At 65.3% G+C, this 14,245-nt stretch carries 18 protein-coding genes and 1 tRNA gene; 7 read left to right on the forward strand and 12 right to left on the reverse strand.

The genetic code is table 11. The features are described from left to right. Positions 1-100 precede the first annotated feature (100 nt). From ACVJ6E_RS06935 to ACVJ6E_RS06955, 5 genes are all read left to right on the forward strand, one after another. Positions 101-1,360, forward strand: a complete 1,260-nt coding sequence (locus ACVJ6E_RS06935; protein WP_120267627.1) for a BtaA family protein — start codon at positions 101-103, stop codon at positions 1,358-1,360. Continuing rightward, positions 1,357-2,022: a class I SAM-dependent methyltransferase gene (locus ACVJ6E_RS06940; RefSeq protein ID WP_120267628.1), complete on the forward strand. Its 666-nt coding sequence runs from the start codon at positions 1,357-1,359 to the stop codon at positions 2,020-2,022. The genes ACVJ6E_RS06935 and ACVJ6E_RS06940 overlap by 4 nt, the downstream gene beginning before the upstream one ends. 356 nt (positions 2,023-2,378) lie before the next feature. Further along, positions 2,379-3,944 carry a TerC family protein gene (locus ACVJ6E_RS06945; protein ID WP_120267629.1) on the forward strand — a complete coding sequence of 522 codons (1,566 nt, stop codon included), beginning with the start codon at positions 2,379-2,381 and terminating at the stop codon, positions 3,942-3,944. Beyond that, complete coding sequence (locus tag ACVJ6E_RS06950; RefSeq protein ID WP_199681005.1) at positions 3,937-4,434, forward strand: GNAT family N-acetyltransferase; 498 nt, start codon at positions 3,937-3,939, stop codon at positions 4,432-4,434. The genes ACVJ6E_RS06945 and ACVJ6E_RS06950 overlap by 8 nt, the downstream gene beginning before the upstream one ends. 187 nt (positions 4,435-4,621) lie before the next feature. After that, positions 4,622-5,335, forward strand: coding sequence for a glutathione S-transferase N-terminal domain-containing protein (locus ACVJ6E_RS06955; RefSeq protein ID WP_120268328.1), 714 nt, complete (start codon positions 4,622-4,624; stop codon positions 5,333-5,335). A 30-nt stretch (positions 5,336-5,365) separates the two neighbouring features. Here ACVJ6E_RS06955 and ACVJ6E_RS06960 read toward each other — a convergent pair whose 3' ends face one another. After that, on the reverse strand, positions 5,366-5,815 hold the full coding sequence (locus ACVJ6E_RS06960) for a DUF2147 domain-containing protein (protein WP_158592623.1): 450 nt from the start codon (positions 5,813-5,815) through the stop codon (positions 5,366-5,368). A 447-nt stretch (positions 5,816-6,262) separates the two neighbouring features. Here ACVJ6E_RS06960 and ACVJ6E_RS06965 point away from each other — a divergent pair, with 447 nt between their 5' ends. Beyond that, complete coding sequence (locus ACVJ6E_RS06965; protein ID WP_120267632.1) at positions 6,263-6,532, forward strand: hypothetical protein; 270 nt, start codon at positions 6,263-6,265, stop codon at positions 6,530-6,532. 276 nt (positions 6,533-6,808) lie between these two features. Here ACVJ6E_RS06965 and ACVJ6E_RS06970 read toward each other — a convergent pair whose 3' ends face one another. The 3 genes from ACVJ6E_RS06970 to ACVJ6E_RS06980 all read right to left on the reverse strand — a co-directional run bounded on the left by ACVJ6E_RS06970 (position 6,809) and on the right by ACVJ6E_RS06980 (position 8,339). After that, a complete protein-coding gene (locus ACVJ6E_RS06970; RefSeq protein ID WP_120267633.1) occupies positions 6,809-7,114 on the reverse strand; it encodes a hypothetical protein in 306 nt (101 codons plus the stop codon). A gap of 138 nt (positions 7,115-7,252) precedes the next feature. After that, on the reverse strand, positions 7,253-7,978 hold the full coding sequence (locus ACVJ6E_RS06975) for a LuxR family transcriptional regulator (protein WP_120267634.1): 726 nt from the start codon (positions 7,976-7,978) through the stop codon (positions 7,253-7,255). Positions 7,979-7,985: 7 nt separating this feature from the next. Then, a complete protein-coding gene (locus ACVJ6E_RS06980) occupies positions 7,986-8,339 on the reverse strand; it encodes a helix-turn-helix domain-containing protein (RefSeq protein ID WP_120267635.1) in 354 nt (117 codons plus the stop codon). Positions 8,340-8,688: 349 nt separating this feature from the next. On the opposite strand from ACVJ6E_RS06980, the gene ACVJ6E_RS06985 reads away from it, so the two are divergent. Further along, positions 8,689-8,778: transfer RNA gene (locus tag ACVJ6E_RS06985), tRNA-Ser, on the forward strand. A gap of 137 nt (positions 8,779-8,915) precedes the next feature. Here the strand turns inward: ACVJ6E_RS06985 and ACVJ6E_RS06990 are convergent. The 8 genes from ACVJ6E_RS06990 to ACVJ6E_RS07025 form a co-directional block, all read right to left on the reverse strand. Then, positions 8,916-9,938, reverse strand: a complete 1,023-nt coding sequence (locus tag ACVJ6E_RS06990) for a DUF2332 domain-containing protein (protein ID WP_120267636.1) — start codon at positions 9,936-9,938, stop codon at positions 8,916-8,918. A gap of 210 nt (positions 9,939-10,148) precedes the next feature. Beyond that, a complete protein-coding gene (locus ACVJ6E_RS06995; protein WP_120267637.1) occupies positions 10,149-10,364 on the reverse strand; it encodes a hypothetical protein in 216 nt (71 codons plus the stop codon). A gap of 78 nt (positions 10,365-10,442) precedes the next feature. Continuing rightward, positions 10,443-10,790 carry a DUF6616 family protein gene (locus ACVJ6E_RS07000; RefSeq protein ID WP_120267638.1) on the reverse strand — a complete coding sequence of 116 codons (348 nt, stop codon included), beginning with the start codon at positions 10,788-10,790 and terminating at the stop codon, positions 10,443-10,445. 23 nt (positions 10,791-10,813) lie between these two features. Continuing rightward, complete coding sequence (locus ACVJ6E_RS07005) at positions 10,814-11,590, reverse strand: DNA alkylation repair protein (protein ID WP_120267639.1); 777 nt, start codon at positions 11,588-11,590, stop codon at positions 10,814-10,816. Then, entirely contained in the window at positions 11,587-12,117 is a 531-nt protein-coding gene (locus ACVJ6E_RS07010) for a MarR family transcriptional regulator (RefSeq protein ID WP_120267640.1), read from the reverse strand. The genes ACVJ6E_RS07005 and ACVJ6E_RS07010 overlap by 4 nt, the downstream gene beginning before the upstream one ends. Before the next feature lie 116 nt (positions 12,118-12,233). After that, positions 12,234-12,641 (reverse strand): hypothetical protein, encoded by a 408-nt coding sequence (locus tag ACVJ6E_RS07015; RefSeq protein ID WP_120267641.1) that lies wholly within the window; start codon positions 12,639-12,641, stop codon positions 12,234-12,236. A 220-nt stretch (positions 12,642-12,861) separates the two neighbouring features. Beyond that, positions 12,862-13,485, reverse strand: coding sequence for a hypothetical protein (locus tag ACVJ6E_RS07020; protein ID WP_147421818.1), 624 nt, complete (start codon positions 13,483-13,485; stop codon positions 12,862-12,864). A 290-nt stretch (positions 13,486-13,775) separates the two neighbouring features. Further along, the gene (locus ACVJ6E_RS07025) at positions 13,776-14,168 is read right to left on the reverse strand and encodes a VOC family protein (RefSeq protein WP_067215874.1); all 393 of its coding nucleotides are present in this window, start codon (positions 14,166-14,168) and stop codon (positions 13,776-13,778) included. Positions 14,169-14,245 lie beyond the last annotated feature (77 nt).

A 14,245-nucleotide genomic window follows, 5' to 3' on the forward strand; every position in this document is an offset into this window, starting at 1 on the left:
GCCGGTATGACGCCCGCGCGCACCGCCCTGTCATCATCCCGTAACGAGAACGGCTTACCCGGCTCACTTCAAGGCAACTTGAGGAGAGTCGGAGGTGGCCATGCTGTCGGGTCAGGCGTCGAACACGAAGTCGGTCAATGCGGGGCGGGGCGCTCTGCTCGGCCGGGCGGTGCATCGCAACAAGGCCCTGTCGGGCGAGGGCGCGCTGGAGCGGCTCTTCACCCTGGCCTTCCAGGGGCTGGTCTATCCGCAGATCTGGGAAGACCCCGAGATCGACATGGACGCGCTGGAGATCGGCCGCGACCACAAGGTGGTGACCATCGCCTCGGGCGGCTGCAACGTTCTCTCCTACCTGACGGCCGATCCGGCCAGCATCACCGCCGTCGACCTCAACCGCGCGCATGTGGCGCTGACCCGGCTGAAGCTCGCCGCCGTCAAGCATCTGCCGGGGCATGACGACTTCTACCGCTTCTTCGGCAAGGCGGACGAGAAGGGCAATGTCGAGGCCTACAACCGCTTCCTGCGCGAGCGGCTCGACCCGGAAACCCGCGAGTACTGGGAAAAGCGCGGCCTGACCGGGCGCAAGCGCATCACCCTGTTCGCCCGCGACCTCTACCACCACGGGCTGCTCGGCTATTTCATCGGCGCCGGCCATTTCGTCGCCCGCGCCTATGGCATCGATCCCAAGGACATGCTGCGCGCCCGCTCGCTGGAGGAGCAGCGCACCTACTTCGACAAGGCGCTGGCGCCGTTGTTCGACAAGCGGATGGTCCGCTGGGCGACGTCGAAGCGCGTGTCGCTCTACGGGCTCGGCATTCCGCCGGCACAGTACGAGGCGCTGGCCGGCAGCGGCCCCGGCGGCATGGCGGCTGTGCTGCGCGAGCGGCTGGAGCGGCTGGCCTGCGACTTCCCGCTTTCGGAAAACTACTTCGCCTGGCAGGCCTTCGGCCGCGGCTACGCCAATGACGAGGCCGGCCCGCTGCCGCCCTATCTGCGGCGCGACCACTTCGAGACGATCCGCGCCCGCGCCGACCGGGTGCGCGTGGTCAACCGCTCCTTCACCGACTATCTGGCCGCGCAGGAGGGGGGCAGCGTCGACCGCTACGTCCTGCTCGATGCGCAGGACTGGATGACCGACGCCGCGCTCAACGCCCTGTGGTCGGAGATCACCCGCACGGCCCGTCCGGGCGCGCGCGTCGTCTTCCGCACGGCGGCCGAGCCCAGCCTGCTGCCGGGCCGCGTCGCGCCGGAGATCCTGGGGCAGTGGCGCTACGATGCGGATCGCTCGCGCAAGCTCGGCTACATGGACCGTTCGTCGATCTATGGCGGCTTCCATCTCTATATCCGCGGCGCGGCATGACCGTGCGGGGAGAAGTGAGGACGTCCAACGGTGCGGAGCTGATGGACGGCATCTACCGCTGGCAGCGGCATGTCTACGACGCGACGCGCAAATACTATCTGCTCGGCCGTGACCGGCTGATCGACGATCTCGCCCCGCCGCCGGGCGGCACGGTGCTGGAGCTTGGCTGCGGCACGGCGCGCAATCTGGTGCTGGCCGCCCGCCGGCACCCGCAGGCGCGGTTCTTCGGCATCGACATCTCGCAGCAGATGCTGGAGAGCGCGCGCGGCTCGATCCGCCGCGCGGGGCTTGATGACCGGATCAGCGTCGCGCAAGGCGATGCGACGGCGTTCGACACGGCGGCGCTGTTCGGCGTCGAGCGCTTCGATCGGGTGTTCTTCTCCTACAGCCTGTCGATGATCCCGCCCTGGCGCGAGGCGCTGACTGCCGGCGCCGGCGCGCTGTCGCCCGGCGGCCGGCTGCATCTGGTCGACTTCGGCATGATGGAGGCCTGGCCGGGCCTGGTGCGCGCGCCGTTCCGCGCTTGGCTGTCCGCCTTCCACGTCGCGCCGCGGGTGGATCTGGGGGCGGCGCTGGAAGCCTGCGCGCAGGCGCACGGGGCGCGGGCCTCGTTCCGCCGGCTGCATGGCGGTTACGCGGTGATCGGGCGGCTGGAGGCGTAAGGCTGCCCCTCTCGGGATGCGCTGCGGGCGCCTGCCGGGTTTGCCCGGTCATGGAACATCCGGCCGTCTGGTGCGTTTCTTGACCGCTGCAACGGCCATGCTAGGCTGCAGAGGCAGCGCGCGGGCACGTCCCGGCGCGCTAAGGAGGGGCGGACAATTCCATGGCGGCCGACGGCGACAGCACGGACGCACGCGACCGACTTTCCCGGGAGCCGTTGGCGATGTGCGTCCGGCGGCTCCGCGTTTCCGCTTCCATTCCCGTTTTCGCAGGCCCAATGCCCGCACCCGCTTGCCGACAGGTCCGGCACGGCGGGCCTTGCGCGCGCCTGCGCCGTCGCCATTAGGAAAGGTTCGATATGGAATTCCTGGCAGATCCGAACATCTGGATCGGGCTTGTCACCCTGGTTTTGCTCGAGGTTGTACTCGGCATCGACAACCTCGTGTTCATCGCCATCCTGGCCGACAAGCTGCCGCCCGAACAGCGCAACAAGGCGCGCCTGATCGGCCTGTCGCTGGCGCTCTTCATGCGCATCGCGCTGCTGTTCTCGATTTCCTGGATCGTGACGCTGACCAACCCGCTGTTCTCGCTGGGCGGCTTCTCCTTCTCCGGACGCGACCTGATCCTGATCATCGGCGGCGTGTTCCTGCTGTTCAAGGGCACGATGGAGCTGCACGAGCGCCTCGAGGGCGCGCACGGCCACAAGAGCGGCAAGATCGTCCACGCGGTGTTCTGGCAGGTGATCGTGCAGATCGTCGTGCTGGATGCGGTGTTCTCGCTCGACAGCGTCATCACCGCCGTCGGCATGGTCAACAATCTGTGGGTGATGATCGCGGCCGTGTGTATCGCCATGGCGGTGATGATGATCGCCTCCAAGCCGCTGATGGCCTTCGTCTCCAAGCATCCGACCGTGGTGATCCTGTGCCTGGGCTTCCTGCTGATGATCGGCTTCAGCCTGGTGGTGGAAGGCTTCGGCCAGCACATCCCGAAGGGCTATCTCTATGCCGCCATCGGCTTCTCGGTGCTGATCGAGGCGTTCAACCAGGTCGGCCGCCACAACCGCGAGCAGATGGTCGTCTCCGGAAACCTGCGTGAGCGCACCTCCGAGGCGGTGCTGCGCTTGCTCGGCGGCAGGGTCGGCGAGCAGCCGCTGGGCGAGACGGTCGACGTGATCGCCGAGCAGGCGGCCCTGGGCGAATTGTTCAAGCCCGAGGAGCAGGACATGATCCGCGGCGTGCTGGGGCTCGGCCAGCGCCCGGTCAGCTCGATCATGACGCCGTCCAACGAGCTGGAATGGCTGGACCTCGACAAGCCGGACGAGGAGCTGCGCGGGGCGATCCGTCGGCTCACCCACGGGCGCGTGGTGCTGGCGCGCGGCAGCGTCGACGAGTTCGTCGGCGTGGCGCTGACCAAGGACCTGCTCAACGCGGTGATCGGCGGCGAGGCGATCGACTGGGCGCAGCTGATGCGCCAGCCGGGCGTCGTGCACGAGATGACCGACGTGCTGACGGTGATGGAGCTGCTGCGCCGTTCGCCGGTGCAGATGGCGATGGTGATCGACGAATACGGCTCGCTGGAAGGCATCGCCACGCCCACCGACGTGCTGGAAGCGATCGCCGGCGAGTTCCCCGACATGGACGAGGAGGCCGCCGCGCTGCAGCAGCAGGAGGACGGCTCGTGGACGGTGGATGCCTTCATCGACATCCGCCAGCTCAGCGTCGCCATCGGCCGCGATCTCGTCGACGAGGCCAACCGCTACTCCACGCTCGCCGGCTATATCCTGTCGCAGCTGGGGCACCTGCCGAAGGTCGGCGACGTGCTGGAGGCCGGGGACCTGCGCTTCGAGGTGATGTCGCTGGAAAAGCGTGCCATCGGCAGGGTGCGGATCTCGCCTGTGGACACCCGGGCGGCACCGCATGACTAAGGGCGGGATGTTCGAGTCGGAGCTTCAGGGCCTTCATATCGCGCCTGCGGGCGAGGACGACTTGGGCGCCTGCGTCGCTTTGATGAGCGCCAATGCGGCCGGCGCGCGCGTCGGGCAGGAGGCGGAGGATCTGGCGCCTTATGTCGCCGCGTTCCGCCGCATGGTGGCGGGTGGGGCCAGCGTCCTGCATGTGGCGCGCCTGCCGGGCATGGAGGCCGGGCGCATCGCCGGCATGTTCGAGCTGACGATCATCGACGGGCTGTCCTTCGGCGGGCGTCCGCGTGCCCAGGTGGAGAGCGTGCATGTGGACCCGGAGCTGCGCGGATGCGGCATCGGCCGGGCGATGATGCGCTTTGCGGAGGCGAGGGCGCGCGACTGCGGCTGCGTGCTGCTGCAGCTCACCTCCAACCGCGAGCGGGAGGGCGCGCACGACTTCTACCGGGCGCTGGGCTACCAGCCCTCGCATGTCGGCTACAAGCTGATGCTGTGAGCGGTGCGCGGCGTACGTGTGGCGTGATCGAGCGTTCACGCGGGCCCGCTTGCCGCCCCGCCTTCGGCCGCGGGTGGTTGTACCGGCGCTTTCCGGCCTTAAGTTCTAACCCGACCGGCCGCAGTCGGCGCGCGCACAAGCGTCCGCGAGCCTCCGGCCTTTTGAAGAAACATGGAGCATGACAGGCATGTCCGCGACCCAGACCAAGCCCATCGAACTGCATTACTGGCCGACCCCGAACGGCTGGAAAGTCTCGATCCTGCTGGAGGAACTCGGCGTTCCCTACAACCTCAACCTCGTCAACATCGGCGCGGGCGACCAGTTCAAGCCGGAGTTCCTGAAGATCTCGCCGAACAACCGCATGCCGGCCATCGTCGATCCGGAAGGGCCGGGCGGCGAGCCGATCTCAGTCTTCGAATCCGGCGCCATCCTGCAGTATCTCGGGCGCAAGTTCGGCCAGTTCTACCCTACCGACGAGCGCAAGCGGGTGAAGGTCGACGAGTGGCTGATGTGGCAGATGGGCGGCTTCGGCCCGATGCTCGGCCAGAACCACCATTTCCGCGTCTATGCGCCGGAGAAGATCCCCTACGCCATGGACCGCTATCTCAACGAGACGCACCGGCTTTACGGCGTGCTCGACAAGCAGCTCGCCGGACGCGACTTCGTTGCCGACGAATATTCCATCGCCGACATGGCGATCGTCGGCTGGGCGACCGGCTGGGAGCGGCAGGGCATGGAGCTCGGCAAGGACTTCCCGAATGTCCAGCGCTGGCTGGAGGCGCTGAAGGCGCGCCCGGCGGTCGAGCGCGGGCTGGCCGTCGGCCGGGAGATGCGTGAGCAGCTCAACCTTGCCAACGACAAGGGCGCGCAGTCGGTGCTGTTCGGCCAGCGCGCGCGCTGACCTTTCGCGAATTACAGGGGCGCCGGGGGATCAGTTCGCCCGGCGCCACACTTCCGTTTCGCACAGCTGCACGACCATGCGCACGCAGCCGCGAATGGACAGGCGGTCGTCGCCCTGCAGCGTCGCCGTCGCCTTGGCTGTCACGCCCCGCCGCGGGTCGTAGACGCGGGCGCTCCAGGTGCCGGCCTTGTCGCCCGGCGCGATATCCCAGATCACCGGTACGTTGAGAAGCTTGCGGCTCCGCTTGGCGGCGTCGCGGTTCTTCACGTCCGTCGCGCTCTGCCGAGTGGTGCCGGCGGGCGGGGGAAAATCCACCAGCAGGCCGCAGGGCGCGGCGCCGCAGGGGCCGACGCGCACGGTGCCGGCGGCCGGCGTCTGCCAGGTTCCGAAAATTTCGTTCGCGGCGAGGGCGGGCGGTGCGAGGGCGAAAATCGCGAGCCCTGCAAGCGCGGGCAGGGGCAGTAGGCGAGCGGGCGTCATCGGTTTCCTTTCGCGGGGCATGCGAGGACGTGTCGAGATCGCAGGCTGCCGGACAAGTTGGGCGCCAGGGTGACCGCCTCTGGCCGGCTTCGTGTCGGGCTTTGGGAAAGCTTGTGCCGGGGGGAACGCCGACTCCTGTCAAAGGGTTTGATGGCGCCAGTTCTTCTCAAGGTGAATCAAGCGTTTCCCGGACAAATCCATGTTGATTCAAGTTGCCTTGATTCCACTGCCGTTTCGGCGCGGAAATGCTGAATCCTTCGTGAAGTTTACCAAGCGTTTTCGACTCGTTTGCTTCCCGTTAAGCGAGAATTTTAAGCTCGCGTTGAAGGGGGCGGACCACACTCGATCAGGAAGATTGCAGGGAAAACAGCAAGCATCCCGAGGTCTTCGGCCCACAACGGACCGGCAGAACGCCGGCTGCAAGACGACTGACAAGGAGTGTGAAACATGGCTCGTTTGGAACTGGGTTCCCCCGACCTCGCCATCATGGGCGGCCAGCCCGCCGGCCCGGATATCCTGCTGCAGATGGGGCTGGACTGCGCCTGCGGCCGCCACGGTGCCGCCGACTTGGTTGCCGCGCACAAGTGGTTCAACATCGCCGCCGTCAAGGGCAGCCAGGATGCGGTACGCTACCGCAAGGAAATCTCCGCCGAGATGACCCGCTCGGAAATCGCCGACGCCCAGCGTGCGGCCCGCGAGTGGCTGTCCCTGCATTGATCCGCGGTGGAGCCGGTCCCTGCGCAAGGGGCATTTCCACCAAGGACATCAACCAGGCTGCGGCGCGCTGAAGCGTAACCCGCGTAGCGCATGCGACATGACCGGCGCCCGTGCCGCAGCCCGTTTTCCTCTTGGCCGTCCGCCGCGGCCCGCCTGCCCGCCCGGAGCACGGCACGTCATCGCAGCTGCAAGCGCGTGTGCTGATTCCTTCCGGCGGTCTCTGGTAGTGCGCGCCGCCACGGCCTCCCGCCGGGCTTTCTTCTCGCGCTCCCTTTCTCACTCCGCCTTGTCGTTCGGGTCCCCGCCGGCCTTGCCGCCGCTTTTTCCCGCCTGCGTCCTGCCGGCTTTCGCATAGCGCGCGTCCTGCCGGTGGCGGAGAGGGTGATACGGCTCCTGCGCCTGTTCGGCCAAGCCGTCCGCCAGTTCTCCTGCCGCCTGTTGCAACGCCGCAATCTCACGGATCGCTGCCAGGCGGCTGCCGAGCATGTCCAGTTCCGGATAGGGCGCCAGCCGGGCGATGGCCGCATCCAGACGCTCGATAATCTGCCTGCGGGCCGCGTCCTGGCGGCTTTTCCTGTCCATGCCGTTCCCCTTCTCCTCGTCCCGGCACGGACTGTGCTGCCGAACCGTTTGCGTCCTCGTATCTCCCGTGGTCCGCAAGTCTTGCAGGCTTTGCCCGGCTCACCATCATGGGTTTCCCGGATTGACGGGCGGGTCCGCTCACCCGATCAGGCCGAGGCGGAACGCCCTTGCGACGAGATGCACCTTGTTTGCCGCATCGAGCTTTCGCCGTGCGGCGGCAAGATGGCTTTCCACGGTCCTGGGAGCGATGCCGAGGATGGCGGCGGTCTCCCACTCCGTCTTGCCTTCCGCCGCCCAGGCGACGCAGTCGCGCTCGCGGCCGGTGAGGGGGGAGGCGGGGCGCCACCGCTCGCCATGGGCAAGGACGGCGGCCCGCTCTGCCGCGCCCGCCGCCAGCAGCGCCAGCGTCGTGCGGTGGGCCGGGTCCAGCTCGATGCGCTCGCCGCTGAGCGAGATGCTGCCGCGCCCGCCGGCGGGACCGGAAAAGGGCAGGGCGAAGCCTGCGGACAGCCCGTGCTCGCGGGCTTCCTCCATCATCCGCCGGGCCAGGGGCGCCCGGTCTGTCGGCGCGCGCGCCTCGCGCCAGTCGAACATCGCGTCGGCGGCCGCGATCTGCGAGATCACCGGGTCGATCTCGACATAGCGCCGGGCGACATAGCGCTCCAGCCATTCGGCCGGCCAATTGCCGAAGAAGATGGACTTCCTCGCCTCGTCCGGCGGGGTGGAAGGGGCGGGCAACAGCCCGCACATCACCTGGTCGATGCCGTAGACGCCCGTCGCGGTGACCAGCCGGCCGCGCACCTCCTCTGCACTCGGTGCGTGGCGGATCCGGTCGAGATGGGCAAGCAGGTCCGCGGCGTGCAAGGGCGCCTCAGTCGATGATCCCGAGGCGCAGCGCCTTGGCGATGAGATGCACCTTGTTCGCGGCGTTGAGCTTTCTGCGGGCAGCGATGAGGTGGCTTTCCACGGTCTTGGGGGCGATGCCGAGGATGGCGGCGGTCTCCCACTCCGTCTTGCCTTCCGCCGCCCAGGCGACGCAATCGCGCTCGCGGTTGGTGAGGGGGGCCAGGCTGCGCCGCGCGCGTTTGCAGGCGCGCTTCGCCGTCATCGTCTCCGGGGGCAGCCCCTTGGAGCGGCGCCAGGTCCGGTAGAGCTCGCGCGCGAGCGCATCGTTGCGCGCCTCGGCGATCGCCTCGAAGGGGACAGCCTCCAGTATGGTCGTCATGAAACCCGTTCGGTTCAATGAATGGTCCGGCCAGGGCCGTTCTCAATTGTCCGCACCTTCGAAATTCCGGCACGCACCGGCCTTGGGGCAGGGCCCTGTTCGCCGGCCCGAACAGTTCAGTGCGCCCGCGCCGGCGACGGAAATATGTTTTTCGTCTCGATAAGGTCGAGAGATGCGACGAGGGCGCCTGTGCCCCGCCGTTTTGCTGGCCCAACGCCCCTTTGCCTGTGGAAATTCGCCGGGAAAGACGCAGGAAAGCTGCCATTTTCCGCGCACCGGCAGGGCAGGGGGACAAAACCGCAACTTCCCGTCTTGCCAAACGCTCGCAAATCCTCGAAAAGGGCGGCACGGAGAGGTGGCCGAGTGGTCGAAGGCGCTCCCCTGCTAAGGGAGTATACCGGAGACGGTATCGAGGGTTCGAATCCCTTCCTCTCCGCCATTCCCCGATTGCCCTCTACAAATCGCTATCGCCGCCGATCACCGCGCTCCAGTTGCGCGGCGCTGATAGCCGCCGTTTCTCCGCTCCCGATATACCCTCAAAACCCACGATGGCAGCAATCGCCCCCATGTCGGTCGTCAGTGAAGCCGGTCAGTCTCCTCGGGGGAGGACGTTGAATCCCTGATCGTTTCAATCCAGGCGCCGTGCGGGTCGGTCCACGCCGCAGGTCGGTTATTTACCGACAGCAGGAAGGCGCCTTGCGACGGAGCGTCTGCGGCGGCGAAGCCAAAATGCGGCATGACGCTCGGTGCCTCGTTGCAGATCCAGACATCTGACAGCGCGGAAGCCCGGTTGGCAAATCTCATGCGGTCGTCGTTGCGTGGGACGTAGGCGAGCACGGCGGTATGAAAGACGACCAGCGTGGCGTCTTGCGGAGCTTGACGGCACAGGGCTTCGAACTCCGGTCCGAGGAGATCACCCTTTACGATCGTCGGTCTCTCCTCCGCCACGATATCGAGTGCCAAACGAAGCCGGTTGCGGCGCTCTTCCTGTTCGGGCCAGATGAGCGTCTCGAGCCATGCGGCCTCGTCTGGATCGCCAGCGTCCAGCGGGTTCAGATCGAGCCCGGCCCGCCAAACGATCTGCGGAAGCGTGTCAGGGAGCTGGACAGTCGCGGCAGCCCTGCATGGGAACACGGGATGAGGTTTAGCCTCCGCCGACGGCCGGAGGCTTCGTGAGGGGTACTCGTATCCATATCGATCCGGGAAGAGGCAAAGCCCGGCGGACGCTCCGACCTCCAAAAGCGCCAGAGGCTGAGGCAGACTGGCCAAAATCGGCAGGAGCACAGCGCACCGTCCCGGTTCGTTTGTTTGCGTCGAGCGCTCCAGCATGATGGAGCGAACCGCATCGAAGCGATCCACCAGAACTTGCCTGAACTCGCTGTAGTTCGCCGGGACACCGAAGAGGTGTCGATAGGCGGCGAGAAGCAGGTTGGGCTGCTGCTTTGGTTGAGGGAGGGCCGCAATCAAGCCGAGAACTTCTGCGTCGTTCGACAGGCTCATGGTGAGGTGCTCATACAGCGGAGACCGTCCGCTCGCCTCACGGACTGCAAAACGACGGTAGCGGGAGGACAACGCACCCGGATCCGCATCGATAGTCATGCTGAACTTCTCCGTGCCGCTGGCTGCCAAGGAAGCGCAGCCATCTAGGACCCATTCGCTCGTGACTCAGTTGGGGGATAGCGTAGGTGCAGTTCTCCGTTGTACAGGCGCGGCCCGCCACTTTCCGAAGATATCTCCCTCGTACATTTCGATCTTACCGCCGACTGCCCGCGCAGCCTCCGGCACAGCGCTATTTGCCGGCTATGCCGGTCAGTGCTTTCGCGCCTTCACAAGCGAGCGCAGGGCGAGCAGCAGAAACACGGCCGCGACGATGCCCCAAAGCTGTCCGCCACTGGTGAGGTTGCTGCCGTCCTCAGTGCGGCAGCTCGAGGCCGAAGCCTCGATACAGTCTCGCCAGCGCCAGAAACGCTCGTAGTAGAGATAGGCGAAGGCCGCGCTGGCCAGAAACAGGCAAACGGTTTTCATGCCGCGATATTGCCCGGCTGGGTGGCGGAGTAAACCGCCCGCGGGCGCGCGCGTCTCCGCCACCGATTACGCCCGTGCCTAGCGCTGGGCGGTTTCGACCAGCTGGGCGAGATGCCCGGTAAAGTCGGCTGCCTCGCCGCCGGCGTTGATCGTCTCGAAATAGTCGTGCCAGCCCGATTGCGCGATGCCGTCGACCAGCGCGCCGAGCGCCGCGTCGTCCGGGCATCGCCACACCGCAAAGAATGTCTGCGGCGCGGCGTGCGCCTTGGTCTGGTCGACCTTGCCGAGGGCAAGAGCTTCGACGCCAAGCGCCGACAAGGCCGGCATGGCCGCGCCGATGGCGGCGAAGAACTGCTGGCGTTCGGTCCCGGTCAGGGCCAGCCAGGCGGACTTCGGCGTGTAGAGTTCGGCAAGATAGTGGGTCACGATGGGTCGCGTCCGTTTCGGTGTCAAAGAGCAGGGGTGATCGAGCGAAGGGCGCGCTTGCAGATGCGCGCCGTCTCCTGTGTGGGGCTTTCGGCGGACCAGCGGGCGCACAGGGCCTTGACCCAATCGGGCCGGTCCTTGCCGGCATCGTTCAGCCAGTTGCCGACCGAGTTCTGTACATAGGCGGCAGGGTCCGCGCGGAGCGGCTCGAGAACCGGAAGCGCAAGCTCGGGCTCTGCCCGGAGCGCGCCGATATGCGCGCACCATACGCCGCGCGGCCGGATCGCCTCCGAGGAGAAACGGCGGATACGCTCGGAAGGTGCCGCGGTCCACTCGGCGAGCTGCGCGATGGCGCCGGCAAGCTCAGTGGCCAGATGCGGACGCACCGCCATCCACGACCATTCCCGCACGCCGAAATGCGGGTCGTCCGCATAGGGGCGGATGGCTGTGAGCCTTTCGGCAAGCGGCATCTCGGCCGCGCCGATCATGAAGCAGGCCCAGCCGCGCGCGGTGTCCGACCGATGGTGTGCAAGTCGGTCGAGGGCGGCAATGCCGAACTCGTCCCCGATCACGCGCGCGGCGAGCGACATGCGCTTCGAGATGCCCGTTGCGGCGCCGCGCTCCATTTCACCGAGCGCGCCCGCTCCGATCTCCGGCAGGACATGGCGCATCAGGATGGCGAAATCGACCGCCAGACATTCGGTCAGCGTTGCGGCTTCGATCTCGCCGGCATTGAGGCGGGCGAGGCGATCCGGATCGATGTCCTTGATGCCGCGCCCGGTGGCCTTTACCGCGCTCATTTGCGGGCGTCCTTGTCCATGCCAGCCTTGCGCCCGTTCGCTTCCAGGTTTCGCCAGATGCGTTGCAGCAGCGCGTTCAGCGTCTTGCGGTCGTCGTCGGTGAAGCCGTGGAACAGCGATGCGACCCAGTCGGCATGTTCGGTGAACAGGTCGCGGGCGGTTTCGCGCCCGAGCTGCGTCAGCGAGACGGAAATCTTGCGCCGGTCGTCGAGGCCGCTGCGCCGGACGATGAACCCGTCGCGTTCCAGCCCGTCGAGAAGCCCGGTGATCGTCGCCCGCGTCACGCCCGCGCGCTCGGCCAGTTCATGCGGCGACAGCCCGTCGGGCTTGTCGTGCAGGAGGAACAGCAGCACGAACTTGCCTTCGGACAGGCGGTGCCGCGCGAGGCGGACGGCGCAATCGCGGTCGATGGCACCGGTCAGCGCCAACAGTTCGAAACACGCACGGATGTTGTCCGTGGGCGCGACGGCCCGGCGCTCTGCTTCCTCCAGCAGCGCCAGGTGTTTTTGTTCCAGCATCTTTGTCATGTGGCGGCATATAATATGGTGCCTAATCAGCGTCAAGCGGCATGGAGGGAGAAGGCACTCGCCGGTCCTGGCGACTGTCGCGGTGCGCCGGCCCGGAAGGCTGTGGGCGGCCCGACTCAGTCGTGCCTGCGCAGAAAGTCCAGCAAGGTGCGGTGCGGCTCCGATGTCTCGCGGGTCTCGTGAACCTTACGGACTGTGGCGAAGACGACTTCGACCGCCATGTCGTTGAAGGAGATGGTCCAGAGCCGCAGGGGCAGCGGTTTCCAGCGCTCGGTCGCCTCGCTCCCCGTCACTTCCGTGAAGTGCCATGGGCGGAGCGGATGGACCGAGGCGTCCGGCCGTTCGGCGGTGTTCGCGTTCTTCTCGAAGCTGAACACGTCGCCGAACTCGAGAATGACCGCTCCGCCGCCGGCGGCCGGCGCGACCCCGTAGCACAACAACAGGTCCCGCCCGTCGAAGAAGAGGGCCGGATTTCTGACTGTCCCAATGAGCGGAAAGCGCTCTTGCGGCGACCTGCCTTCCATCTGCGGTCCTCGTCGGTTTGGTGAGTGCGGGGCATTTCCGGTCGGTGCGAGGGGCGAAGGAGAGGCGCGAAATTCTTCATAGGCTGCAAGGTGTAAAGGGTTGAATTCTATGTAATTTCGATAGCGCGCCTTTCTTCAAGCGCTAACTTCTTTTATACGGCGTCTCTGTAAATGATCAGCGTTTTATCCATACGTCTTGTTGGGCCCATGAGAAGGTTGTTTAAAGCCCGAAAAAACGCCACGCATTTGTCCTTTCGATCTTTTCCAGTAATTTGATATTTTCTGTGTAATCAATAAAAATATTCTCCTCTTCATTAAATGAATTCTCAGATTGCAAGATGTATGCAGTGAATCTAATATATTCCTCACCTCGATCACACCTTATGCCTTGCCGAATTGTTTCGTATGATATTTCTTGTTTGAAGTTACGCAAAACTCGGCATGGATATTTAAAAGACTTAATGAATATATCAATGGTCTCTTTATTTGCATTTCTGTCAAAGAATATCTCGAGGCAATTTTGTTCAATTTTCATAATTTCATTTAGATGCCCGCAGTATTTTCCTTTTTCTCTGGGAAGACGCCACCATCGGCAATGGTTTTGGAGCCACGGTTTTGCGCCGATCTTAAAATCACCAGGGTTTTTACATGCTGGTATTTTCAGTCTCGCTAGTTCAAGTTCTGCTAGAAATATCAAGTTTCCTTGAGGCATAGACTGAATCCAAAGCTTGTTGAATGAAATAATAGAAAATATTATCAAAACTAATAATCCTGCCGCTGATGCGGCGGCGATTTTAAATATTCTTTTGAGGGTGGTTTTTTTAAAATTCAAAAGATACCCCATTGATTTGCGCGAAATAATTTGAAAAATTTGCTTTAGTCGAACGAATTTCTCGTGACGGGGTCAAGGTTTATACTGCTAAAACCATACCCAGAGGATAGAGGAGCCGCCCTGCCGTCCTTTCTGGTCATTGTCGTTGGTTCTCGGAATTGAGATTTTCAGCGACACCATCAAACCCGCTCTAACGTAGCATGGCCACCCCTTCTCAGGCGGGGCATTGTCAGGCGATTCCGTCTCGGGACATTATTACTCCCCCACCGCCGCCGCTGGCGCCGGCGGGGGCTGTCGTCATGTCAGGCCGGGCGGTGGAGAGCGCAGAGCTTGTTGCCGTCCGGGTCGCGCACATAGCCGAGGTAGAGCGTCCCCATCGGGCCGGTGCGCGGGCCGGGCGCGCCTTCGACCGAGGTGCCGCCATGCGCCACGGCGACGTCGTGGAATTCCTGCACCTGTTCCGGCGAGTTGCACTTGAAGCCGATGGTGCCGCCATTGGCGGGCACCGCCTCCTGGCCGTCGAGCGGCTCGGTGACGGCGAAGGTGCTGCCGTCGTGGCGGTAGAACAGGCGGGTCTGGCCCGAGGCGTTCTGGTTGCGCGCCGGTTCGCCGGCGCCCAGCAGCCCCAGCACCGCGTCGTAGAAGCGTTTCGCGCGCTCGATGTCGTTGGTTCCCACCATCACATGGCTGAGCATGTCTTCCTCCCTCACTGGTTCACTTGCGAAACACCGGCCGGGCCATTGTCGGTCCGGCCGGCATGCGGCGGGCGGGC

Source organism: Stappia sp. G46H5W (assembly GCF_058448995.1).